Origin of the sequence: Streptomyces hyaluromycini, from assembly GCF_002217755.1 — a bacterium.
Classification (GTDB): Bacteria; Actinomycetota; Actinomycetes; order Streptomycetales; family Streptomycetaceae; genus Streptomyces; species Streptomyces hyaluromycini.
In genome coordinates this window covers 312,194-335,156 of sequence record NZ_BCFL01000028.1, presented here as the reverse complement: position 1 = coordinate 335,156, position 22,963 = coordinate 312,194, and the positions used below count along the sequence as shown (strand labels likewise).

The 22,963-nt window shown below is 70.9% G+C and carries 19 protein-coding genes and 1 riboswitch; of the genes, 13 read left to right on the top strand and 6 right to left on the bottom strand.

Annotation, left to right across the window (positions count from 1 at the left end):
* The first annotated feature begins 111 nt into the window (after positions 1 to 111).
* The 10 genes from clsA to SSP29_RS38955 all read left to right on the top strand — a co-directional run bounded on the left by clsA (position 112) and on the right by SSP29_RS38955 (position 10,246).
* On the top strand, positions 112 to 720 hold the full coding sequence (gene clsA / locus SSP29_RS39000; protein WP_089105646.1) for a cardiolipin synthase ClsA: 609 nt from the start codon (positions 112 to 114) through the stop codon (positions 718 to 720).
* 127 nt (positions 721 to 847) lie between these two features.
* Positions 848 to 3,343: a mannose-1-phosphate guanyltransferase gene (locus tag SSP29_RS38995; protein ID WP_089105645.1), complete on the top strand. Its 2,496-nt coding sequence runs from the start codon at positions 848 to 850 to the stop codon at positions 3,341 to 3,343.
* 106 nt (positions 3,344 to 3,449) lie between these two features.
* On the top strand, positions 3,450 to 4,361 hold the full coding sequence (locus SSP29_RS38990) for a DUF881 domain-containing protein (protein ID WP_245883471.1): 912 nt from the start codon (positions 3,450 to 3,452) through the stop codon (positions 4,359 to 4,361).
* Positions 4,358 to 4,690, top strand: a complete 333-nt coding sequence (locus tag SSP29_RS38985) for a small basic family protein (RefSeq protein WP_046727248.1) — start codon at positions 4,358 to 4,360, stop codon at positions 4,688 to 4,690. Before SSP29_RS38990 ends, SSP29_RS38985 begins: the two co-directional genes overlap by 4 nt.
* Positions 4,691 to 4,695: 5 nt before the next feature.
* Positions 4,696 to 5,532 (top strand): DUF881 domain-containing protein, encoded by an 837-nt coding sequence (locus SSP29_RS38980; protein WP_089105643.1) that lies wholly within the window; start codon positions 4,696 to 4,698, stop codon positions 5,530 to 5,532.
* 190 nt (positions 5,533 to 5,722) lie between these two features.
* Positions 5,723 to 6,553, top strand: coding sequence for a zinc-ribbon and FHA domain-containing protein (locus SSP29_RS57155; RefSeq protein WP_218036959.1), 831 nt, complete (start codon positions 5,723 to 5,725; stop codon positions 6,551 to 6,553).
* Between the two features lie 42 nt (positions 6,554 to 6,595).
* Entirely contained in the window at positions 6,596 to 7,333 is a 738-nt protein-coding gene (ftsR, locus tag SSP29_RS38970; RefSeq protein WP_089105641.1) for a transcriptional regulator FtsR, read from the top strand.
* A 91-nt stretch (positions 7,334 to 7,424) separates the two neighbouring features.
* Positions 7,425 to 7,898: a bifunctional nuclease family protein gene (locus tag SSP29_RS38965; RefSeq protein ID WP_026253112.1), complete on the top strand. Its 474-nt coding sequence runs from the start codon at positions 7,425 to 7,427 to the stop codon at positions 7,896 to 7,898.
* A gap of 267 nt (positions 7,899 to 8,165) precedes the next feature.
* Positions 8,166 to 8,789 (top strand): MerR family transcriptional regulator, encoded by a 624-nt coding sequence (locus tag SSP29_RS38960; RefSeq protein ID WP_089105640.1) that lies wholly within the window; start codon positions 8,166 to 8,168, stop codon positions 8,787 to 8,789.
* Positions 8,790 to 8,881: 92 nt separating this feature from the next.
* Positions 8,882 to 10,246 (top strand): DNA polymerase IV, encoded by a 1,365-nt coding sequence (locus SSP29_RS38955; RefSeq protein WP_089105674.1) that lies wholly within the window; start codon positions 8,882 to 8,884, stop codon positions 10,244 to 10,246.
* Positions 10,247 to 10,383: 137 nt separating this feature from the next.
* On the opposite strand, the gene SSP29_RS38950 is transcribed toward SSP29_RS38955, so the two are convergent.
* Positions 10,384 to 10,764, bottom strand: a complete 381-nt coding sequence (locus SSP29_RS38950; protein WP_174856042.1) for a PRC-barrel domain-containing protein — start codon at positions 10,762 to 10,764, stop codon at positions 10,384 to 10,386.
* 114 nt (positions 10,765 to 10,878) lie between these two features.
* Positions 10,879 to 10,972, top strand: a riboswitch (glycine riboswitch).
* A gap of 179 nt (positions 10,973 to 11,151) precedes the next feature.
* Here SSP29_RS38950 and gcvP point away from each other — a divergent pair.
* The gene (gcvP, locus tag SSP29_RS38945) at positions 11,152 to 14,037 is read left to right on the top strand and encodes an aminomethyl-transferring glycine dehydrogenase (RefSeq protein WP_089105638.1); all 2,886 of its coding nucleotides are present in this window, start codon (positions 11,152 to 11,154) and stop codon (positions 14,035 to 14,037) included.
* A 58-nt stretch (positions 14,038 to 14,095) separates the two neighbouring features.
* Here gcvP and SSP29_RS38940 read toward each other — a convergent pair whose 3' ends face one another.
* The 3 genes from SSP29_RS38940 to modA are packed head-to-tail and all read right to left on the bottom strand — an operon-like array spanning position 14,096 to position 17,059.
* Positions 14,096 to 15,361, bottom strand: coding sequence for an ABC transporter ATP-binding protein (locus SSP29_RS38940; RefSeq protein ID WP_150135744.1), 1,266 nt, complete (start codon positions 15,359 to 15,361; stop codon positions 14,096 to 14,098).
* Positions 15,362 to 15,386: 25 nt separating this feature from the next.
* Complete coding sequence (locus SSP29_RS38935; protein WP_089105637.1) at positions 15,387 to 16,235, bottom strand: ABC transporter permease; 849 nt, start codon at positions 16,233 to 16,235, stop codon at positions 15,387 to 15,389.
* Complete coding sequence (modA, locus tag SSP29_RS38930) at positions 16,232 to 17,059, bottom strand: molybdate ABC transporter substrate-binding protein (RefSeq protein WP_089105636.1); 828 nt, start codon at positions 17,057 to 17,059, stop codon at positions 16,232 to 16,234. Before modA ends, SSP29_RS38935 begins: the two co-directional genes overlap by 4 nt.
* 206 nt (positions 17,060 to 17,265) lie before the next feature.
* On the opposite strand from modA, the gene SSP29_RS38925 reads away from it, so the two are divergent.
* Positions 17,266 to 17,754 (top strand): molybdopterin-dependent oxidoreductase, encoded by a 489-nt coding sequence (locus SSP29_RS38925; protein ID WP_089105635.1) that lies wholly within the window; start codon positions 17,266 to 17,268, stop codon positions 17,752 to 17,754.
* Here the strand turns inward: SSP29_RS38925 and SSP29_RS38920 are convergent.
* Both SSP29_RS38920 and SSP29_RS38915 read right to left on the bottom strand, forming a co-directional pair.
* Positions 17,669 to 20,407, bottom strand: a complete 2,739-nt coding sequence (locus tag SSP29_RS38920) for a molybdopterin-dependent oxidoreductase (RefSeq protein ID WP_089105634.1) — start codon at positions 20,405 to 20,407, stop codon at positions 17,669 to 17,671. The two genes, SSP29_RS38925 and SSP29_RS38920, sit on opposite strands and share 86 nt — an antisense overlap.
* Positions 20,404 to 21,216 (bottom strand): FAD binding domain-containing protein, encoded by an 813-nt coding sequence (locus SSP29_RS38915; protein WP_089105633.1) that lies wholly within the window; start codon positions 21,214 to 21,216, stop codon positions 20,404 to 20,406. The genes SSP29_RS38920 and SSP29_RS38915 overlap by 4 nt, the downstream gene beginning before the upstream one ends.
* A gap of 185 nt (positions 21,217 to 21,401) precedes the next feature.
* Here SSP29_RS38915 and SSP29_RS38910 point away from each other — a divergent pair, with 185 nt between their 5' ends.
* On the top strand, positions 21,402 to 22,895 hold the full coding sequence (locus SSP29_RS38910; protein ID WP_089105632.1) for a PucR family transcriptional regulator: 1,494 nt from the start codon (positions 21,402 to 21,404) through the stop codon (positions 22,893 to 22,895).
* Positions 22,896 to 22,963 lie beyond the last annotated feature (68 nt).

The following is a 22,963-nucleotide window of genomic DNA, read 5'->3' as shown; positions in this document are numbered from 1 at the left end:
TCCTTTTAGAGCTCTGGCTCTTGGGCACCTGCCCAAGAGCCAGAGCTTTTTTGCGTTGAGGTAGGGTCAGGGGGAAAAGTTGGCTCGTTTCCCACCACAGGAGGCCCCCGGGTGGAGGTCCAGGAGACGCGTGTCCAAACGGACCGTGTCCTCACCATCCCGAACATCCTCAGCATGGCGCGCCTCGTCGGCGTGCCCGTCTTCCTGTGGTTGATCCTCAGGCCCGAGTTCGGCGGGCCCAAGAGCGACGGCTGGGCCCTGCTGGTACTCCTCTTCAGCGGCGTCAGCGACTACCTGGACGGCAAGCTCGCCCGGCGCTGGAACCAGATCAGCAGCCTCGGCCGGCTGCTGGACCCCGCCGCAGACCGGCTGTACGTGCTGTCGACGCTGGTCGGACTCACCTGGCGGGAGATCCTGCCGCTCTGGCTGACGGCCGTACTACTGCTGCGTGAGCTGGTTCTGCTGGTGATGGTGGGGATCCTCCGGCGGCACGGCTATCCGCCGCCGCAGGTGAACTTCCTCGGGAAGGCCGCGACGTTCAATCTGATGTACGCGTTCCCGCTCCTCCTGCTCAGTGACGGAAGCGGTTGGATCTCGTCACTCGCTGCTATTTTCGGATGGGCGTTCGCAGGTTGGGGTACAACCCTGTACTGGTGGGCAGGAGTGCTCTACGTGGTGCAGGTCCGTCGCCTGGTTCGTGCGGACGCCACAGCCGATTGAGCTCGGCGATTGTCCGGACGTGGTGGCCCCTCGAAAGCTCTCGATGGCCCGCGGCGGAAAAGTGCGGGACAATCTTGACGGGTGAAGTCGGCTAGACCGTCATCTCTTAGAGGAGGACGCTTCCGACATGAAGGCCGTCGTGATGGCCGGTGGTGAAGGCACTCGCCTTCGCCCCATGACCTCCAGCATGCCCAAGCCACTCCTTCCGGTCGTCAACCGGCCGATCATGGAGCACGTGCTACGGCTGCTCAAAAGGCATGGGCTCACCGAGACCGTCGTCACTGTGCAGTTCCTGGCATCGCTGGTCAAGAACTACTTCGGGGACGGCGAGGAGCTCGGTATGGAGCTCACCTATGCCAACGAGGAGAAGCCACTCGGTACCGCCGGAAGCGTCAAGAACGCCGAAGAGGCGTTGAAGGACGATGCTTTCCTCGTCATATCCGGCGATGCGCTGACCGACTTCGACCTCACCGAACTGATCAACTTCCACAAGGCAAAGGGCGCGCTCGTCACGGTCTGCCTGACGCGTGTGCCCAATCCGCTGGAATTCGGCATCACCATCGTTGACGAGGAAGGCAAGGTCGAGCGCTTCCTCGAGAAGCCGACCTGGGGTCAGGTCTTCTCCGACACGGTGAACACGGGCATCTATGTCATGGAGCCCGAAGTATTCGACTACGTCGAGGCCGACGTTCCCGTCGACTGGTCCGGTGATGTCTTCCCGCAACTGATGAAGGAAGGCAAGCCGATCTACGGCTATATCGCCGAGGGCTACTGGGAGGACGTCGGCACCCACGAGTCGTACGTGAAGGCGCAGGCCGACGTCCTGGAGGGCAAGGTCGACGTCGACATCGACGGCTTCGAGATATCCCCCGGTGTCTGGGTCGCCGAGGGGGCCGAGGTGCATGCGGACGCCGTCCTGCGGGGCCCGTTGTACATCGGTGACTACGCCAAGGTCGAGGCCGGCGCGGAAATCCGGGAGCACACCGTCGTCGGCTCCAATGTCGTCGTGAAGAGCGGAGCCTTCCTGCACCGGGCCGTCGTCCACGACAACGTGTACGTCGGGCAGCACAGCAATCTGCGGGGCTGCGTCGTCGGGAAGAACACCGACATCATGCGGGCCGCGCGGATCGAGGACGGGGCGGTCATCGGTGACGAGTGCCTGATCGGTGAAGAATCGATCGTTCAGGGCAATGTCCGGGTCTATCCCTTCAAGACCATCGAGGCCGGCGCCTTCGTCAACACCTCGGTGATCTGGGAGTCGCGGGGCCAGGCTCATCTGTTCGGCGCCCGAGGCGTGTCGGGGATCCTGAACGTCGAGATCACCCCGGAGCTGGCCGTGCGGCTGGCCGGCGCGTATGCCACCACCCTGAAGAAGGGGTCCACCGTCACGACGGCCCGCGACCACTCCCGCGGTGCCCGTGCGCTCAAGCGGGCGGTGATCTCCGCGCTCCAGGCCAGTGCCATCGAGGTACGCGACCTGGAGAACGTGCCGCTGCCCGTGGCACGGCAGCAGACCGGGCGGGGCAGTGCCGGCGGGATCATGATCCGGACCTCGCCCGGGGTGCCGGACTCCGTCGACATCATGTTCTTCGACGGACAGGGCGCCGACCTCTCCCAGGCCAGCCAGCGCAAGCTGGACCGGATCTTCGCGCGGCAGGAGTACCGGCGTGCGTTCCCCGGTGAGATCGGTGACCTGTACTTCCCGGCCAGCGTCTTCGACTCGTACACCGGGTCGCTGCTGCGGAACGTGGACACGACCGGGATCGCCGAAGCGGGTCTGAAGGTCGTCGTGGACGCCTCGAACGGCAGCGCCGGGCTTGTGCTGCCCAGCCTGCTCGGCAAACTCGGTGTGGACTCGCTGACCATCAACCCCGGCCTGAACGAGGCCAGGCCCACGGAGACGGCCGACCAGCGGCGAGCGGGGCTGGTGCGTCTCGGTGAGATCGTGGCGTCCTCGGGGGCCGCGTTCGGTGTGCGGTTCGACCCGGTCGGTGAGCGGCTGTCCCTGGTGGACGAGAAGGGCCGCATCATCGAGGACGACCGGGCGCTGCTGGTGATGCTCGACCTGGTCGCCGCCGAGCGGCGCAGCGGGCGGGTGGCGCTTCCGGTCACCACGACCAGGATCGCCGAGCAGGTGGCGGCGTACCACGGCACCCAGGTCGAGTGGACGACCACCTCTCCCGACGACCTCACGCGCGTGGGGCGCGAGGAAGGCACCATCTTCGGCGGTGACGGCAAGGGCGGGTTCATCGTTCCGGAGTTCAGCAGCGTCTACGACGGTACGGCGGCCTTCGTGCGCCTGATCGGTCTGGTGGCGCGGACGCAGCTCACCCTCAGCCAGATCGACGCTCGGATCCCGAAGGCGCATGTCCTCAAGCGGGACCTGGCCACCCCGTGGGCTGTCAAGGGACTGGTCATGCGGCGTGTCGTCGAGGCGGCCGGGGATCGCTTTGTCGACACCACGGACGGTGTGCGGGTCGTCGAGACCGACGGGCGCTGGGTGATGGTGCTGCCCGACCCGGCCGAGGCGGTCACCCATCTGTGGGCCGAGGGGCCCGACGACGCCTCCGCTCAGGCCCTGTTGGACGAGTGGTCGGCGACCGTGGACAGCGCCGGACGGTAAAACCGCTGCACGCGTGCGTGCCGGACACGTGTCCCCACGGGGGCCGGTCCGGCACGCCGGTGGGGCCGTTCGGAGGTACCGGTCGCAACGTGCGACGATGTGCGGCATGCCGCAGCAACCCCCCGTTCGGAGCAGCGCCGCCAGGCCGCCGCGCCCGGACGCCTCCATGTCGTTGATCACCAACGTCATGGACCACAGCCTCGACGACGGGTATGCCGAGGCGGCCGCCCGGAAGCGGGCTCAGGGGCAGGACGGCGGCATGCCGAAGACGCTCCGGGCCAGGCTGGGCCTCGCCGGTGGTCTGGTGCTTGCGGCACTCGTGGTGACCGTGGGAGCGGCGCAGGCGCGCGTGACGGCGCCCGTCGTGGCCAAGGAGCGTCAGGAGCTCATCGACCGGGTCGACCGGGAGACGGCGGCCGCGGACAAGCTGGAGACCAATGTCGACAAGCTGCGGGACGACGTCAGCGCCCGTCAGCGCGCCGCACTGAAGGAGAGCGGCGGCAGTGGGCAGGCGGACCTGGTGGACGTCCTGTCGGGCGCCACGGCGGTGCACGGTCCCGGCGTGAAGCTGGTGGTGAACGACGCCAAGGCGGCCTCCTCGGGCGGCGATGCCGGCAATCCCCGGGAGACCTCGGGATTCTCCGACACCGGCCGGGTGCGGGACCATGACATGCAGCGCGTCGTGAACGGGCTGTGGGCCTCGGGCGCCGAGGCGATCTCCATCAACGGGCAGCGGCTGACCGCCCTGTCCGCGATCAGGGCCGCGGGGGACGCGATACTGGTCGACAACAGGCCGCTGGTACCGCCGTACACGGTGTTGGCGGTGGGGGACGGGGCGAGGCTCGGCTCCAGGTTCCAGGACAGTCCCGACGGGCTGTATCTGCACGCGCTGGAGGAGAACTTCGACATCCGGGCGACCATCTCCACGGAGAGTGACGTCCGGTTGCCCGCCGCTCCCAGCGTGATCGTACGTACAGCACAGCCGTACACCGAGAAGACTGAGAAGGGCACATCGTGATCGCCGTACTTGGCCTCGTCGTGGGCGTCGTGGCCGGACTGTTGGTCCGGCCTGAGGTTCCGGCGGTCGTCGAGCCGTATCTGCCGATCGCCGTCGTCGCGGCGCTCGACGCCGTCTTCGGCGGTCTGCGGGCCATGCTGGACGGGATCTTCGACGACAAGGTCTTCGTGGTGTCGTTCCTGTCGAACGTGGTGGTGGCCGCGCTGATCGTCTTCCTCGGCGACAAGTTGGGTGTGGGCTCGCAGCTGTCCACGGGCGTCGTGGTGGTCCTCGGTATCCGCATCTTCTCCAACGCCGCGGCGATCCGGCGACACGTGTTCAGGGCGTGAGCGGCATGAGCGAGCACGAGGAGCGGCCGGAGCACCGGCTGCGCAGAGAACTCCCGGCCGAGGTGCCGGCCGCCGCGCCGGAGGCCGAGTCCGGCGCCGAACCGAAGCCGGGGGCCGGGCTGACCGGCCGCCGGCGGCTGGTCCAGGGGCTGTGGCCACCCCGCGTGAGCAGGGCCCAACTGATCGTCGCCGTGCTGCTGTTCGGGCTCGGATTCGGGCTCGCCGTTCAGGTGGCGTCGAACAGCGACAGCGACAGTGCGCTGCGCGGGGCCCGTCAGGAAGATCTTGTTCGCATCCTCGATGAACTGGACGACCGTACTCAGCGTCTTGAGGACGAGAAGACAGGACTCGAGAAGCAGCGCGAGGAGTTGCAGAGCAGTTCCGACCAGGCGGCGGAGGCCCGCAGGCAGACGGCCGAGAAGGAGAGGCAACTCGGTATTCTCGCGGGCACCGTGGCGGCGCAGGGTCCTGGCATCACGATGACGGTCGACGACCCGAAGGGGACGGTGCAGGCGGACATGCTGCTCGACGCGATCCAGGAGCTGCGCGCGGCCGGTGCGGAGGCGATCCAGGTCAACGGGGTACGGGTGATCGCCGGCACCTACCTCACCGACTCCGGGAAGAGTGTGAGCGTCGATGGGAACAAGATCACCCAGCCCTACGTTTTCAGGGTGATCGGCAAGCCGCAGGACCTCGAACCGGCTCTCAACATCCCCGGAGGCGTGGTGCAGACCCTGGAGAAGGAACAGGCGACTGTGACCGTCGAGCGGTCCACCAGGATCGTCGTGGATGCCTTGCGACCGGCGAAGCAGCCTGACTACGCTCGGTCGTCCTCACAGTGAACCGGCGGTGCATGGGGGACGTCGGGCGGGGGCATGAGGATGCGGGGGGTCGGCGCACCGGGGAACCGGAGCGTGGTGGAAACTGTCTGGTGGATACGGACGTTGTGTGGTTGTCCGGGTCGGCCGGTTTATTCAGTCAGGGTTCGTCCTGCCCCACGGGCGGGTCTGTTTCGGTCAAGGGGAATCGCCCGTGAAGTTGTTTGCGAAGTTGTTCGGCAAGAGCGCGCGAGAGGGTAGCGACAACGCGACCGCTCGCCATCGGGCACAGCCCGACGCGGAGGGCCAGCGCCCGCTGTTCCGGGACCAGGTGGCTGGTCCGGGGGGTGACATTTCGGGAGGTCAGGGCGCGCCGTCAGTTGACCCGTCCCAGTCCGGCGGCATAGGTTTCGGGCAACCGTCAACCTCAGGTGCGGGTGGAGGGTTTGCCTCCGGCCCGTACGCGTCCAACGCCCCGGCGGGGCAGCCGCGGCAGGAGGATCCGTCCATGTCGGCCCTGGTTTGTACGAGGTGCGGTAACCGCAACGCGGAGAACGCCCGCTTCTGTTCCAACTGCGGAGCCCCGCTGCGCGCGGGATCCGTCCCCGAGCGTGCGTCGGAGACGACGTCCACGATCTCGATCTCCGGTCTGGAGGCCTACGACGCCGAGGTCACCGGCCAGACCCAGATGCCGTCGCTCTCGCCCGAGGCGCAGGCGGCGGTCGACGCGCTGCCGCTCGGCTCCGCGCTGCTGGTCGTGCGTCGTGGCCCCAACTCGGGCAGCCGCTTCCTGCTGGACAGCGACCTGACCACGGCCGGCCGCCACCCGCAGAGCGACATCTTCCTGGACGACGTGACGGTCTCGCGCCGGCACGTGGAGTTCCGCCGCCAGCCGGACGGCTCGTTCACGGTGGCCGACGTCGGCAGCCTCAACGGTACGTACGTCAACCGGGAGCGCATCGACCAGGTCGCTCTGTCGAACGGCGACGAGGTCCAGATCGGCAAGTACCGGCTGGTCTTCTACGCGAGCCGACAGGGCATCTGACCCCGCCGGACCTCGTCCGGGGGACCCCAGGGAAGAAGGTCCATGCTGCACACACCGAGCGGCGGTACCGGTCACGGCACCGCCGCCACGGAACCCGGGCTGATGAGCATCGGCACCGTGCTGAACGTGCTGCGCGACGAGTTCCCCGAAGTCACCATCTCCAAGATCCGTTTCCTGGAGTCGGAGGGGCTCATCGAGCCGCGCCGGACCCCTTCCGGGTACCGGAAGTTCAGCGCCGGGGACGTGGAGCGTCTGGGACACGTGCTGCGGATGCAGCGGGACCACTATCTGCCGCTCAAGGTCATCCGGGAGTACCTGGACGCCATGGAGCGCGGCGAGGCGGTGCAGCTGCCCGTGCTGGGGCGCCAGCGCGACGGTGAGGCGGTGCCGACGGTTTCCGAGGCGCCCACGGTGGCCCGGATCGGCCGGGACGAGCTGCTCGCGGCTGCCGACATCGACGAGAACTGCCTCACGGAGTGGGAGTCGTACGGACTGATCGCTCCGCTGGAGAGCGGTGTGTACGACGCCGAGACGGTCACCGTGGCCTCGCTCGTGGCCGAGCTGGGCCGGTTCGGGATCGAGCCGCGTCATCTTCGGGTGATGAAGGCCGCCGCCGACCGCGAGGCCGGTCTGGTGGACCAGGTGGTGGCCCCGCTCAAGCGCCACCGCAACCCGCAGACCAGGGCCCATGCGGAGGCCCGTACGAAGGAGCTGGCGGCGCTCACGGTGAAGCTGCACGCCGCACTGGTGCAGATCGCGCTCGGGGTGCGGCTGCCGTGAGTACCACGACAGGACCCGGGCTGAGGCCGGATCGGGCGTGCGTTCCCGGCCCGACTACCCAAACGTCCCGGGCACGGCCTAGGGTTGCTGTGTGAACGAGCTCGATGTCGTAGGTGTCCGGGTGGAAATGCCCTCCAACCAACCGATCGTGCTCCTGCGCGAAGTGGGAGGCGACCGTTACCTCCCCATCTGGATCGGGCCGGGGGAGGCGACGGCGATCGCGTTCGCCCAGCAGGGCATGGCGCCTGCCAGGCCGCTGACCCACGACCTGTTCAAGGACGTGCTGGAGGCCGTCGGCCAGGAGCTCACCGAGGTGCGCATCACGGACCTGCGTGAGGGCGTCTTCTACGCGGAGCTGGTCTTCGCCAGCGGGGTCGAGGTGAGCGCCCGTCCGTCCGACGCCATAGCGCTGGCGCTGCGCACCGGGACGCCGATCTACGGCAGCGACACGGTGCTGGACGACGCGGGCATCGCGATCCCGGACGAGCAGGAGGACGAGGTGGAGAAGTTCCGCGAGTTCCTCGACCAGATCTCGCCCGAGGACTTCGGCACCAGCAGCCAGTGAGAGACCCGAGCGGCCCGTCACCCACCGGAAGGTCGGTGACGGGCCGGTTCGCGGCTGGTCACAGCCGAAACTCATGGGCAATTGCCAGCGGCCATTGAGAGCGTCCTACGGCTTGCCGCCAGAGCATTCGGCTAGCCTTTCCCCGCGGTGGAGCACGGGAAACCACTCCTAGGGTGATTATCACTCGGCGTGCCGAGTGTGGCGATCGTTGACGCACCCCTGGTGACTGCCTACCGTCGAGAAGGCAGGTCAAGGACGGAGGTCGGCGTGAGAAGCAGCGGCGACGGTACGGCTGGGGGTGCCCCGGAACGCGGTTTCGGGGAGAGTGGTCGGTACCCGCACGCCCCGCAGCGGCCGATCGCAGTGCCGAGCGGCGGAGGGGCGGCGTCCATGGCGACCGAGGAGATCGGCTACCGCGGGCCCACGGCCTGCGCGGCGGCCGGCATCACCTACCGGCAGCTCGACTACTGGGCCCGTACCGGCCTGGTCGAGCCCAGCGTGCGGCCCGCCCACGGGTCGGGCACCCAGCGTCTGTACAGCTTCCGGGACGTCGTCGTCCTGAAGATCGTCAAGCGGTTCCTGGACACCGGGGTGTCCCTCCAGAACATCCGCACCGCCGTCCAGCACCTCAGGGAACGCGGTTTCCGTGACCTGGAGCGCATGACCCTGATGAGCGACGGCGCCACGGTCTACGAGTGCAGCTCGCCGGACGAGGTCCACGCCCTGCTCCAGGGCGGTCAGGGCGTCTTCGGGATCGCGGTCGGTGTGGTGTGGCGGGACGTGGAGAGCGCGCTCTCCCAGCTGCACGGGGAGCGCGTCGACACCGGCGAGACGCTCGTCGGGCACAACCCCGCCGACGAACTCGCCCGGCGGCGCAACCGGGCCGTCTGAAGTACTGGCCCGAGGGCCCCTGGACTCCTTCTGATGCCCCGGCACGGATCCGTGCCGGGGCATTGTCAGTGGTGTGGTGCAGCATCGGAGATGTGAGAAACGCGCCCACGATCCTGCATCTCGACATGGATGCCTTCTTCGCCTCGGTGGAGCAGGCGTCCAAGCCGAGCCTGCGCGGGAAGGCCGTGGTCGTGGGCGGCCTCGGACCACGCGGTGTGGTGGCCACCGCGTCGTACGAGGCCCGGGTGTTCGGGGTGCACTCCGCGATGCCGATGGGGCAGGCACGGCGGCTGGCACCGAACGCCGCGTATCTGGTGCCGCGCTTCGGGCTGTACCGGTCGATCAGTGAGCAGGTGATGGGGCTGCTACGCGGGCTGTCGCCGCTGGTGGAGCCGCTCAGCCTGGACGAGGCGTTCGTGGATCTGGAGGCCGGTGAGGTGGCCTGGGACGCGGGGTCGGCGCGGCTGACGGGGGAGAGGCTGCGCGCGGACATACGGGCCGTCACGGGGCTCTCCGGGTCCGTCGGGCTCGCCGCCTCCAAGATGCTCGCGAAGATCGCCTCCGAGCAGGCCAAGCCCGACGGCCTGGTGCTGATCGAGCCGGGCACGGAGCGGTCCATGCTGGGGCCGATGCCGGTGCGGATCCTGCCGGGGGTGGGGCCGGCGACCGGGGACCATCTGCGGCGGGCCGGGATCACCACGGTCGACGAGATCGCCGAGGCGGGGGAGGACGAGCTCGTACGGCTGCTCGGCAAGGCCCACGGGCACGCGCTGTACGCGATGGCGCTGGCACACGACGAGCGGCCCGTGGTGGCCGAGCGGGAGACCAAGTCGGTGTCCGTCGAGGACACCTACGACGTGGACATCCACGACCGGCTGCGGGTGGGTCTTGAGGTGCAGCGGCTGGCCGACCGGTGCGTGCGGCGGCTGCGGGGGGCCGGGCTGTCGGGGCGGACCATCGTGCTGAAGGTACGGCGGTACGACTTCTCGACGCTCACCCGGTCGGAGACGTTGCGGGGGCCGACCGACGATCCGGCGGTGGTGCGGGAGGCGGCCGCGCGGTTGCTGGACTCGGTGGACACGACGGGGGGTGTGCGGTTGCTGGGGGTGGGGGTCTCGGGGCTGGCCGACTACACCCAGGAGGATCTGTTCGCGCAGGCGGCGGCCGTGGAGGGGGCGGCGGAGTCCGCGGCGGAGGAGGAGGCGGCGGAGCCGGTCGCCGAGCAGGAGGTGGTCGCCGAGCGGCGGTGGCCCGCGGGGCACGATGTGCGGCATGCCGAGTACGGGCACGGGTGGGTGCAGGGAAGCGGGCTGGGGCGGGTGACGGTGCGGTTCGAGACGCCGGGGGCGGTGGGGCCGGGGAGGGTGCGGACGTTTCGGGTCGAGGATCCCGAGCTGGAGCCTGCGGAGCCGTTGCCGTTGGTGCCGGGGATTTCGGTGGACGGGGTGCGTATGTGACTGGCGTCGGGGCCGGGCGGGGGTGGGGACGCTCACCGGCGCTGGCAGGGTGCCGCTGCGCCCACCCGTGCCGCCCTGCGGCACGCCTGCCCGCAGCTGGGTAGCCCCGTAAGGGGCGCGGGGACCCGGCGTCGGCCTCAAGCACCCGCGTCCTCCGTTCCGGCCAGTTTGCCGAAGTCGTGGTCCGGGTGGTCGTGGGGCGGGGGAGTCGTGTCGAGGCCGTAGTGGTGGTAGAGCTGGAGTTCCTGTTCCGGGGAGAGGTGGCGGCCCACGCCGAAGTCGGGCGCGTCCTTGATCAGGGCGCGGTCGAAGGGGACGTGCAGGGTGCCCTCGACCAGTTCGCTGGGCTCCAGGGGCACGAAGGCGTCCCGGGAGAACAGGCCGGTACGTATGGCCGCCCACTCCGGCACGCCCGTCGCGTCGTCGAGGTACACCTCGTCGATCGTGCCGATCTTCGTGCCGTTGCGGTCGAACGCCTTGCGGCCGATCAGGTTGCGCGGATCGATGTCGGTCTGCACGGGCCCTCCACTTGGTCGCAACTCATCCGTAAGCACTACAAAAGAGCACATTGAAGGAGGCGGCCACTCGAAGGCCCTGGTGTTGCCCTCGCTGGTAGGCTGGCAGGCGGCTGCTGACCCCGTGCGGGAGAGTCCTCCGGGCAACCGGAGGCGCCGAAGGAGCAAATCCTCCCCGGAATCTCTCAGGCTCACGTACCGCACGGACGAGGTCACTCTGGAAAGCAGGGCGGACGTCGACGGTGTCCGCCCTCACCGACGGTGAAAGCCGGGAGACCGCAGGGGCGGCCCCGGTGAAGCTCTCAGGTTGAGATGACAGAGGGGGAGGCCGTCGGGGTACCCGCGCCGGGGTACCCCTCGAAGGTCGCGTCAGACCAGGAGGCCTCCGCCATGACCGCCCAGCGTATTCCGCTCTCAGAGCTTGAGCAGGGTATCCCCTTCGAGCAGCGCCATATCGGGCCCGATCACGAGGCTCGGGCCAAGATGCTCGCCCAGGTCGGATACGGCTCGCTCGACGAGCTAACCGCCGCCGCCGTGCCGGACGTGATCAAGAACGCCGACCGCCTGGAGCTGCCGGGCGCCCGGACCGAGGCCGAGGTGCTGGCCGAGCTGCGGTCGCTGGCCGACCGGAACCAGGTGCTCGACTCGATGATCGGGATCGGGTACTACGGGACCTTCACGCCGCCCGTGATCCTGCGCAACGTGATGGAGAATCCCGCCTGGTACACGGCCTACACCCCCTACCAGCCGGAGATCTCCCAGGGCCGGCTGGAAGCGCTGCTGAACTTCCAGACCGTGGTCGCCGACCTCACCGGGCTGCCCACCTCCGGTGCCTCGCTGCTCGACGAGGGCACGGCCGCCGCCGAGGCCATGGCCCTGTCGCTGCGCATGGGGAAGAACAAGAAGGGCGTCTTCGTCGTCGACGCGGACGCCCTGCCGCAGACCATCGCCGTGATCCAGACCCGGGCCGAGCCGACGGGTGTGGAGGTCGTGGTCGCCGACCTCGCCGACGGCATTCCGGCGGACCTGGCCGCGCGTGAGATCAACGGGGTGCTCGTCCAGTACCCCGGTGCCTCCGGTGCCGTACGCGACATCAAGGCCGTCGTCGAGCAGGCGCACGAGGTCGGCGCGCTCGTCACCGTCGCCGCCGACCTGCTCGCGCTGACCCTGCTGACCTCGCCGGGCGAGCTCGGGGCCGACATCGCCGTCGGCACCACCCAGCGCTTCGGCGTGCCCATGGGCTTCGGCGGGCCGCACGCCGGTTACATGGCGGTCCGCGAGAAGTTCGCGCGCAGCCTGCCCGGACGGCTCGTGGGCGTCTCCGTGGACGCGGACGGGAACAAGGCGTACCGGCTGGCGCTGCAGACCCGCGAGCAGCACATCCGGCGGGAGAAGGCCACCAGCAACATCTGCACCGCGCAGGTGCTGCTCGCCGTGATGGCCGGTATGTACGCCGTCTACCACGGGCCCGAGGGGCTCAAGGCCATCGCCCAGCGGACGCACCGGTACGCCACGATCCTCGCCGCGGGGCTCAAGGCCGGCGGTGTCGGGATCGTGCACGGCGCCTACTTCGACACCCTCACCGCGCGCGTGCCCGGCAAGGCCGCCGAGATCGTCGCCGCCGCCCGGCAGGGGGGCGTCAACCTGCGGCTCGTCGACGCCGACCACGTCTCCATGGCCTGTGACGAGACCACCACCCGCGCCCAGCTGAGCGCCGTCTGGGCGGCCTTCGGCGTCGAGGGCGACGTCGAGGCGCTGGACGCCGTCGCCGAGGACACGCTGCCCGAGGCGCTGCTGCGCGCCGACGGCTACCTGACCCACCCCGTCTTCCAGCAGCACCGCTCCGAGACCGCGATGCTGCGCTACCTGCGCCGGCTCGCCGACCGGGACTACGCGCTGGACCGCGGCATGATCCCGCTGGGCTCCTGCACGATGAAGCTCAACGCGACCACCGAGATGGAACCGGTCACCTGGCCCGAGTTCGGCCAGCTGCACCCGTTCGCGCCCGCCGAGCAGGCGCAGGGCTACCTGACCCTGATCCGGGAGCTGGAGGAGCGGCTCGCCGAGGTCACCGGGTACGACAAGGTGTCCCTGCAGCCCAACGCCGGATCGCAGGGCGAGCTGGCCGGGCTGCTCGCCGTACGCGCGTACCACCGCGCCAACGGCGACCCGCAGCGGACCGTGTGCCTGATTCCGTCGTCGGCCCATGGGACCAATGCCGCGAGTGCCGTGATGGCGGGCATGAAGGTCGTCGTCGTGAAGACCGCCGAGGACGGCGAGATCGACGTCCAGGATCTGCGGGCGAAGATCGAGCAGCACCGCGACGAGCTCGCCGTGCTGATGATCACCTACCCGTCCACGCACGGTGTGTTCGAGGAGCACGTCGCCGACATCTGCGCGCAGGTGCACGAGGCCGGCGGACAGGTGTACGTCGACGGCGCCAACCTCAACGCCCTGGTCGGGGTCGCCAAGCCCGGCCACTTCGGCGGGGACGTCTCGCACCTCAACCTGCACAAGACCTTCTGCATCCCGCACGGCGGCGGCGGTCCCGGTGTCGGTCCCGTGGCGGTGCGCGCGCACCTCGCCCCATACCTGCCCAACCACCCGCTGCAGCCCGCCGCCGGGCCGGAGACGGGCGTCGGGCCGATCTCGGCCGCGCCGTGGGGCTCGGCGGGGATCCTGCCGATCTCGTGGGCGTACGTCCGGCTCATGGGCGGCGAGGGCCTGAAGCGGGCCACGCAGGTGGCCGTGCTCAGCGCCAACTACGTCGCCAAGCGGCTGGAGCCGCACTTCCCCGTGCTCTACACCGGGCCCGGCGGGCTCGTCGCGCACGAGTGCATCATCGACCTGCGGCCGCTGACCAAGGCGACCGGAGTGAGCGTCGACGACGTCGCCAAGCGGCTCATCGACTACGGCTTCCACGCGCCGACGATGTCCTTCCCGGTGGCCGGCACGCTGATGATCGAGCCGACCGAGTCCGAGGACCTCGGCGAGCTGGACCGGTTCTGCGAGGCGATGATCGCCATTCGGGCGGAGATCGACAAGGTCGGGGCCGGGGAGTGGCCCGCCGACGACAACCCGCTGCGCGGTGCTCCGCACACCGCCGGCGCGCTGGGCGGCGAGTGGAAGCACGCGTACGGCCGGGAGGAGGCCGTCTTCCCCGCCGGGGTGTCCGCCGCCGACAAGTACTGGCCGCCGGTGCGCCGGATCGACCAGGCCTTCGGTGACCGCAACCTGGTGTGCTCGTGCCCGCCGTTGGACGCGTACGAGGACTGACGCACCGGGTTCGAACCGGATTTGACAGAGGCCCCGCTTCGGCGGGGCCTCCCGTTTTCTACGCCGGGTACGCGTGCGTCTGGGTCGCCTTCACCGTCGCCCAGACGGGGGCACCGGGGTGCAGGTCGAGTTCGGCGGCGGCGACCGTGGTGAGGTCGGCGGCGAGGGGGAGTTCGCCCGTCAGGTCGGCGCGGATCTGGTCGCCGTGGGTCTCCAGGCCGGAGACCTCGCAGCGCCAGAGGTTGCGGGCGCTGGCGCCCGTGGGGCGGTCCCGGAAGAGGGTGACGGCGCTCGGCGGGAACGCGACGAAGACGTCACCGGCGAGGTCCTCGGTGGTGGTGATCGCGGGGCCCGTGTCCAACTTGACCATGTGGCCCTCGGCGCGGCCCCGGTAGAGGTTGAGGCCGACCAGGTGGGCGATGTAGTCGGTGCGGGGGCGGCGGGCGATGTCGGCGGGGGTGCCCTCCTGGACGACCTTCCCGTGTTCGATGACGATCAGGCGGTCGGCCAGCACCATGGCGTCCAGCGGGTCGTGCGTGACCAGGACCGCGACCGCCTCGAACTCGGCCAGGTGGCGGCGGAGTTGGGAACGTACGTCCAGGCGGGTGCGGGCGTCGAGGGCGGCGAGCGGCTCGTCCAGGAGCAGCAGGCGGGGGCGGGTGGCCAGGGCGCGGGCCAGCGCGACGCGCTGGGCCTGGCCGCCGGAGAGGCGGCGGGGTTTGACACCGGCGTGTTCGGCGAGGCCCATGCGGTCGAGCCAGGCGGCCGCCTGGGTGCGGGCCTCGGCCTTTGTCGCGCCGTGGCAGCGGGGGCCGAAGGCGACGTTGTCGAGGGCCGTGAGGTGGGGGAAGAGGAGGTAGTCCTGGAAGACGACGCCCACCGGGCGGGATTCGGGGGGTGTGCGGTCCAACTCCGTGCCGTCGAGGCGGAGGTGGCCGGCGGTGAGGGGGGTGAGGCCGGCGAGGGCGCGGAGGGCGGTGGTCTTTCCGGCGCCGTTGGGGCCCAGGAGGGCTACGACCTCGCCGGGGGCGGCGGTGAGGGTGATGTCCAGGTGGAAGGTGGGGCGGGTGACGACGAGGTGGGTGTGGAGGCCGTGCGTGGTCGGGTGCGGGTGCGTGGTGGGTACCCGGCCTTCGGCCGGGTTGGGGTTCCCACCCGCACCACCCGTGCGGCTATCAGTGTCGGGTGCGGGTGGCCCCTGCGGGGGCTGAGCGCCGTCGGCGGCTGCGGGCGGTTCGTGGGGAGGCTGGGCGGGGTCGGCGGGCGCGGGCGGTTCGTGGGGAGGCTGTGGGCCGTCTGCTGCTGTGGGGTGGGAGTTGGTCATCGGGGTGTCGTCCAGCGGGTTGGCCTCATGATGCCGTCATCCAACGGTCCCGCAACGCCGCCAGCACCGCGATCGACACCGTCAGCAGCACCAGGCTGAGCGCGATCGCCGCGTCGGGGTCGTTCTGCAGGGCGAGGTAGACGGCGAGCGGCATGGTCTGGGTGCGGCCGGGGAAGTTGCCGGCGAACGTGATCGTCGCTCCGAACTCGCCGAGCGCGCGCGCCCACGCCAGGACCGAGCCCGCCGCGATGCCCGGGGCGATGAGCGGGAGCGTGACCCGGCGGAACGCCGTGAAGCGGGAGGCGCCCAGGGTGGTGGCCGCCTCCTCGTAGCGGGGGTCGGCGGCGCGGAGCGTGCCCTCGACGCTGATCACCAGGAACGGCATGGCCACGAAGGACTCGGCGACCACCACGCCCGCGGTGGTGAAGGGGAGAGTGATGCCGAACCAGGCGTCCAGCCACTGGCCGACCACCCCGTTGCGGCCGAGGGCGAGCAGCAGGGCCACACCGCCGACCACCGGGGGGAGGACGAGGGGGAGGGTGACCAGCGCGCGGACGAAGCCCCGGCCGGGGAACTCCGTGCGGGCCAGCAGCCAGGCCAGGGGGACGCCCAGGACGAGGCTGACGGCCGTCGCCGCCGTGGCGCAGACCAGGGAGAGCTGGAGGGCCTGCCAGACCTCCGTGCTGGTCAGCAGGGACGGGAGGCTGCTCCAGGGGGCACGCACCAGCAGGGCGACCAGCGGCAGGAGCAGGAAGACCAGAGCTACCGCTCCGGGGAGGAGGAGCGGTAGCGGTACGGCTGCCCGAACGCGCCGCCGCCGCGGACCGCCCGTGAGGGTGCCGGCCGCGGCCCCGGACGCGTCGGCCTTCGTCACGGCTTGAGGAACCCGGCGTCGTTCAGGACCTGCTGGCCCTCGGCGGACTGCACCAGGGCGATGAACGCCTTGGCCACCGTGGGGTTCGGGGCGTTCTTGAGGAGGGCGATCGGGTAGTCGTTGATCGCGTTCGCGGACTCGGGGAACTCCACGCCCTGGACCTTGCTGCCGGCGGCCTTCACGTCGGTCTTGTAGACGACCGCCGCGTCGGCCTCCTTCAGCACCACCTTGTTGAGGGCGGACTTCACGTCCTCCTCGTAGGAGACCGGGGTGAGCTTGAGCTTGCTGGCGTCCAGGGCCTTCTGCGCGGCGGCGCCGCACGGCACCGTCTTGTCGCAGAGGACCACCTTCAGCGAGGACTTGGTGAGGTCCTTGAGCGAGGCGATCTTGTCGGGATTGCCCGGCAGGGTGGCGATCTCCAGCTGGTTGCGGACGAAGGTGGCCGGCGTGGTGGCGGTGTCCTTCTTGTCCGTCACGATCGCCATGGTCTTGGGGCTCGCGGCGGCGAAGACGTCGGCCGGCGCACCGCTGGTGATCTGCGCGGCCAGGGTGTCGCTGCCGCCGAAGCTGAAGTTCACCTTGGTGCCCGGGTGAGCCTTCTCGAAGTCGGCCTTCAGGGTCGTGAAGCTCTCCTGGAGCGAGGCCGCCGCGAACACGGTGATCGAGCCCGACAGCTTGGGCGTCGCCGCCGCCGACGTGTCCGACTTCGTCGTCGCCGACGAGCTGTCGTCGGAGGAGGAACAGGCGCTGAGGGCCAGCAGGGCCGCGACCGAGGCGCCGGCCACCTGGAGCGTCCGCCGGGTCCGGCGCACGGAACGGGTCATCACGAGTGAACTCCTCTGATTTCAATGAGAAAACTGTCGCGCCCTGCTACGACCTGTGTATCAGCCGCCTGGCGATGATACTGCCGCATTTGCCAGGCGTAAGTCTTCTGTCACATCGCATGAGCTGCATACTTACGACTTGTATCTGGCATGTGCGTTTGTACGGTGAGGTGCTGCGGGTACCGTCATCCGGGAGGTGGCCGCACATGACGCTCGCCGAACTCGTCCTCACCGGAGACCTCGCACGACCGGCCCGGCTGACCGTGCCCGACCTCCTGCGCTGGCCCCAGCACCGGGTGCGGGTCAGCTTCGAGTGCGCCACCAGCGGCGTCCAGCACCACGCCTTCACCGGCCCACGGCTGTACGACGTCCTCACCGCCGCCGGACCCGGATTCGACCCCGGCCGGCGCAAGGACCGGCTGCGCTTCCTCATCGCCGTCTCCGGCGCCGACGGGCACCACGCGCTGCTCTCCTGGGCCGAGATCGACCCCGATTTCGCCCATGCCCCTGTTCTGCTCGGTGCCACCATCGACGACACCCCGCTGGACCGGGCGGGTCCGCAACTGGTGCTGCCACAGGACCGTTGCGGGGCCCGGCACATCAGCGGCATCAGGGAGATACGGGTGGACGGGGCGTACGGCGGCTGGCATCCAGTGCCCGCCACACCCGGTCGCGCGTCAGCGGCAACTCCGTGAACCGCACGCCCGTCGCGTCCCGCAGCGCGTTGGCCAGTGCCGGGGCGACCGGGTTGAACGGGCTCTCGCTCATCGACTTGGCGCCCAGCGGCCCGATGGCGTCGGCGGTCTCCATGAAGTGCACCTCGGTGCGCGGGATGTCGGCGTACTGCGGCAGCCGGTAGCGGCGGAAGGCGGCCGTGGCCACCTCGCCGCGCGCGTCCAGCCGTACGTTCTCGAAGAGGGTCGCGCCGAGTGCCTGGGCCACCCCGCCCTCCACCTGGCCGCGGCACTGCATCGGGTTCATCACCCTGCCCGCGTCGGCGGCGTGCACGCTGCGCAGGATGCGGATCTCCCCGGTGCCCGGGTCCACGGCCACCCTGAACCACTGCGCGTTGAAGGCGACCGAGCGCGGGGTGCCGCCGAAGTGGCCGTCGGCGGCGCACTCGATGCCGACCGCGCGGGCGGCCGCGTACAGCTCCTTGAGCGGCAGCCGCCCTCCGGGGTGCAGGACGGCCTCCTCCGCCAGCCGGCAGTCGGCGCGCGCCACCCGCAGGTGGGCCGCGGCGAAGTCCAGGAGCAGGTCGGCGAGGGCGCGGGCGGCACGCAGGGTGGCCTTGCCCGCGACCACGGTGCCGGTGGAGGCGAAGGCGCCCGTGTCATGCCGTACGACGTCCGTGTCGGACTGGCGGACGGTGATCCGGTCGACGGTGGTGGTGAGTTCACCGGCCGCGATCTGCCGGTGGACGGTCGTGGTGCCGTTGCCGAACTCGGCCGTGCCGACCGCCAGGTCGAAGCCGCCGTCGGGGAGCAGGGCGGCCCTGGCATCGGCGATGTGGCCGCCGGGCGGGCCCGTCGCGATCATCGCCAGTGCCGAGCCCTCGCCGACCAGCCAGCCGTCGGGGGCGGCGGCGCCGGGTTCCGCCTGGGCCCGGCGGACGATGGAGATGCACTGGTCGAAGCCGTAGCTCGCGATGTGCAGGTCCTCCTCGTGGCCGCCGGGGGTGAGCATCGCATCGCCCGGGCCGATGATGTTGCGGGCCTTGAGGTCGACGGGGTCCAGGCCGAGCCGGCGGGCCAGTTCGTCCAGGGCGGACTCGACCGCGAACAGCACCTGGCCCAGGCCGTAGCCGCGGAAGGCGCCCGCCGGGACGGTGTGGGTGTAGACGGAGTAGGCGTCGACCTTCTTGTGCGGGGCCCGGTACATCGCCGTCGACTCGCCCACGCTGTGGAACATCACGGCGGGGCCGTGGTTTCCGTACGCCCCGGTGTTCGAGACCACCCGGAGCTGGAGCGCGGTCAGGATGCCGTCGTGGCGGGCGCCCGCCTTCACGCGGATGGTGAAGGGGTGCCGGGTGGTGGCGCCGTAGAACTGCTCGGCGCGGGTGTACTCCAGCTTCACCGGGCGGCGCAGCCGCAGCACGGCAAGGGCCACGATGTCCTCGACGAGCATCTCCTGCTTGCCGCCGAAACCGCCGCCGACCCGGCCCGCGACCACCCGGACCTGCTCCGGCGGCAGGTCGTAGAGCGTGCACAGGGCGCGACGGGTGAGGAACGGGGTCTGGGAGCTGGTGCGGACGGTGAGACGGCCGTCGTCGTCGATCCAGGCGACCGCTCCGTGCGTCTCCAGGCTTGCGTGCTGGACCCGTTGGGTGCGGAAGGTCGCCTCGTAGACGGCGTCGGCCCCGGCGAAACCCGCTTCGACGTCACCGATCTCGCCGTGCGCCTCGCCGACGACGTTGGCGTGCGGGCGGGAGATGCGGGCGGCCGACGGGTCCTTGTCGTGGACGACGGGGGCGCCGGGGTGCATCGCCTCCTCCGGGTCCAGGACCGCGGGTGCGATGTCATATTGCACTGTGATGCGCCGGCAGCCCTCCTCCGCCGCCGCCTCGCTGTCCGCGACCACCGCCGCGACCCGCTGGCCGATGTAGCGGACCGTGTCGTCGAGGAGGCGGGTGTCGGCGGGGTCCTCCTCCGGGTGCTCGTGGCGGGCGGTGGAGTAGTGGCGTTCGGGGGCGTCGTGGTGGGTGAAGACCGCGTGGACGCCGGGGACGCGCAGGGCGGCCGAGGTGTCGATCGCCGTGATGCGGGCGTGGGCGTGCGGGGAGCGCAGCAGCTTCATGTGGAGCAGGCCGGGCACGTCGATGTCGAAGGTGTAGCGGGCGGTGCCGGTGACGAGCTGGGGTCCGGCGGGCGCGGGCAGGTTGCGGCCGACGGACTCGCCGGCGGACGGCTCCTCGACGTGCCTGATCCCGCGTACGGCGTCCTCGATGGCCCGGTAGCCGGTGCAGCGGCACAGGTTGCCCTTGAACGCCCGGGGAAGGTCGGTGAGTTGGTCGTCGGAGAGGGCTGCCGTGGTCATCAGGAAGCCCGCCGTGCAGAAGCCGCACTGGAAGCCCTGGGCATCCAGGAACTTCCGCTGTACGGGGTGGAGTTCACCGTCGGGGGCGGCCAGGCCCTCGACGGTGGTGACCGTACGGCCGTCGGCGCGGAAGGCCGGGTAGAGGCAGCTGTGCACCGGTTCGCCGTCGACGTGGACCGTACAGGCTCCGCAGTCGCCCGCGTCGCAGCCCTTCTTCACCCCGAACCAGCCGCGCTCGCGCAGATAGGTGCGCAGACACTGGCCGGGCCGCGGCTCGTCGTCGTGGCACTTCCCGTTGACCTCGATCCTCACGGGGTCACCTCCCGGCGGATCTCCTCCGCGTACCGGAACGTCATGTGCCGTCGCCACTCGGGCAGGCCGTGGATGCCGTCGAACCACTCGTCGTCGGCGACGGCCCCGCCGATCGCCGTCCGCAGGGCCTCGGCCGTCGGCGGCAGCGGGAACCACAGCCGTACCGGCCGCACGGTCGACGCGGTGACCGTCAGGGCGAAGGAGCCGTCGACGGGGTCCAGGGTGCCGATCACCAGGACGCCGGAGCGGCCCAGGCCGTAGAGGGAGGCCTGGCGGAAGGCGGTACGGCAGGCGAGCGCGCGGGCCGGGACGGTGACCGAGCGCAGCAGCTCGCCCTCGGCCAGGTCCTTGCGGCCCGCGCCGGTCACGAAGCCGGTGACCGGGACCCGTCGTCGCACCCCGTCCTGGGCGATCAGCAGGCACTCCCCGTCGAGGGCGGCCGTGAGGGAGATCATCGGGCCGGCCGGGAGGGCGTTGCAGAGATTGCCGCCGATCGTGGCCATGTTCCAGATCTTGAAGGAGGCGAGGAAGGCCCGGCAGCACTGCTCGACGAGGGGAGCCGCCGCCGTCGGCAAGGTCCGTGCGTAACGGGACAGCTGGGCGACGGTGCAGGTGGCGGCGATCTCCAGGGCGCCGTCCGGGGTGCGGTGCAGGGGTGTCCAGCCGGTGCGGCTCAGGTCGACCAGGCGGCGCAGGTGCGGCTGCGGCTCGGAGAAGAGGTACGTCCCGCCGCCGAGCCAGGCGTCGCCGGGCCGCCAGGGGGCCGGGTCCCGGGCGTCGCGGATCTCCACCACCGTGTTCAGGTCCATGCCGGTCAGTGAAGCAACGCGCGAGGGGCCCGCACGACTGGTGCGGGGCACGGAAAAAACGAGCCGGGCGGGGCCGGTCCTGGATGATTCACCAAGAGGCGTTCCGTGCAGAAAGACTTGCATTTACGATGCTGTAACTCGCACTCACCTGGTGGATGCGAGGCTGGCCCAAGGAGTCTGAGTACATGCACGTCGAACACCTCCTGACAGACCACTCCCTCGGGCTGCGTCCCCTGTGGGCGCAGGACGCCGCCCTGCTGGCACGGGAGATCAGCGGGGTGACGGTCACCGACCTGGAGGACCCGGCCCGTTTCGTGCGGCCGGGGGAGGTGGTGCTCAGCGGGCTGGTGTGGTGGGCGCCGGGCAGGGCGGAGCGGTTCGTGTCGGCCCTCAAGGAGGCCGGGGCCGCGGCGCTGTTCGCGGGGGAGGAGACCCACGGGGGTGTGCCCGAGGAACTGGTGGAGGCCTGTGCACGGCACGGCGTCCCGGTCGCCGGGGTGCCGGCGCACATCATGTTCCGGGCGATCACGGACACCGTGTACCTGCGGCAGTGGGGCGAGCTGAGCCGCAGGCAGGCGCTGCCGGAGACCGCCCGGGTCCGGCTGAGCAGGCTGCTCGCGCAGGAGGCCGGGCCCGTGGAGATCCTCGCGGCGGCCTTCGCGCATCTGGACCGGACCGCCGCGTACGTCTTCACGCCGTCGGGGCGGACCGTCGCGGCCACGGCCGCCGCCCCGGGCGTGCCGGCGCGGGAGGCCGCGGCGCTGGTCGCGGACGGACGCGGGATGACGGTGTCCGTCGCCGCCGACAGCGTCTCGCCGTACGAGCGCTGGCTGCTGTACCTGCCCGAGCCGGACAGCGCGCCGGCCGGGATGCTCCACGAGGTCGCCGCCGCGCTGGGCCGCTGCCAGGAGACGGCGGTCCGGCGCCGGTCGGCCGACCGGCAGACGGCCGACGAACTGGGCGCGCTGCTGGCCGGGGCGGGGGCCGGGGCGGTGGAGGCGGTCCTGCGGGCCGCGGTGCAGGAGTGCGGGCTGCCCGCCGACGGGCCCTACCGGGTGGTCGTCGCCGACACCGGGGCACGGCGGCCGGGGCTCGCCGAGGGCGCGCTGGCGGAGGTCGCCGGGCATGTCGCGCCGCAGGCACCGCAGGCGGCGGTGGGGCGGCTGCCGGACGGGACCGCGTTTGCCGTGCTGCCCGCGGAGAGCATCGGCGAGGCCTGGGAACTGGTCGCCGGCTGCGAACCGGGTGTCCCGCTGCACGGCGGGACCGGGTCGGTGGCGGCGGGGCCGGGCGAGCTGGCCGGGGCGCTGGCGCAGGCGCGCTACGCGCTCACCTCGGCCCGCGCCACCGCCCCGGACGCCTCCGTCCTCACCGACACCGCCACGCTCACCAGCCTCGAAGCGCTTCTCACCGGGGTGCCGGCCGAGGTCCGTGCGGCCTACCGCCGTACCGTCCTCGGCTCGCTGCTCAACGGAGAACGGGCCGCCTCCGCCGTGCTGTTGAGCACGCTGGAGACCTTCCTGGCCTGCGACGGCTCCTGGGCGCGCACGGCGGAGGCGCTGCATCTGCACGTCAACACCGTGCACTACCGGATGCAGCGGGTGGAGCACTTCACCGGCCGGGACCTGTCCCGGCTGAGCGACCGGCTGGACCTGTGGGCGGCGCTGCTGTGCAGGTGAGCGGTTGACCGGATGGACAGTCGACCGGATGAGCGCTTACCCGGCTACCCGGTCAGCGGTTGAGCGGA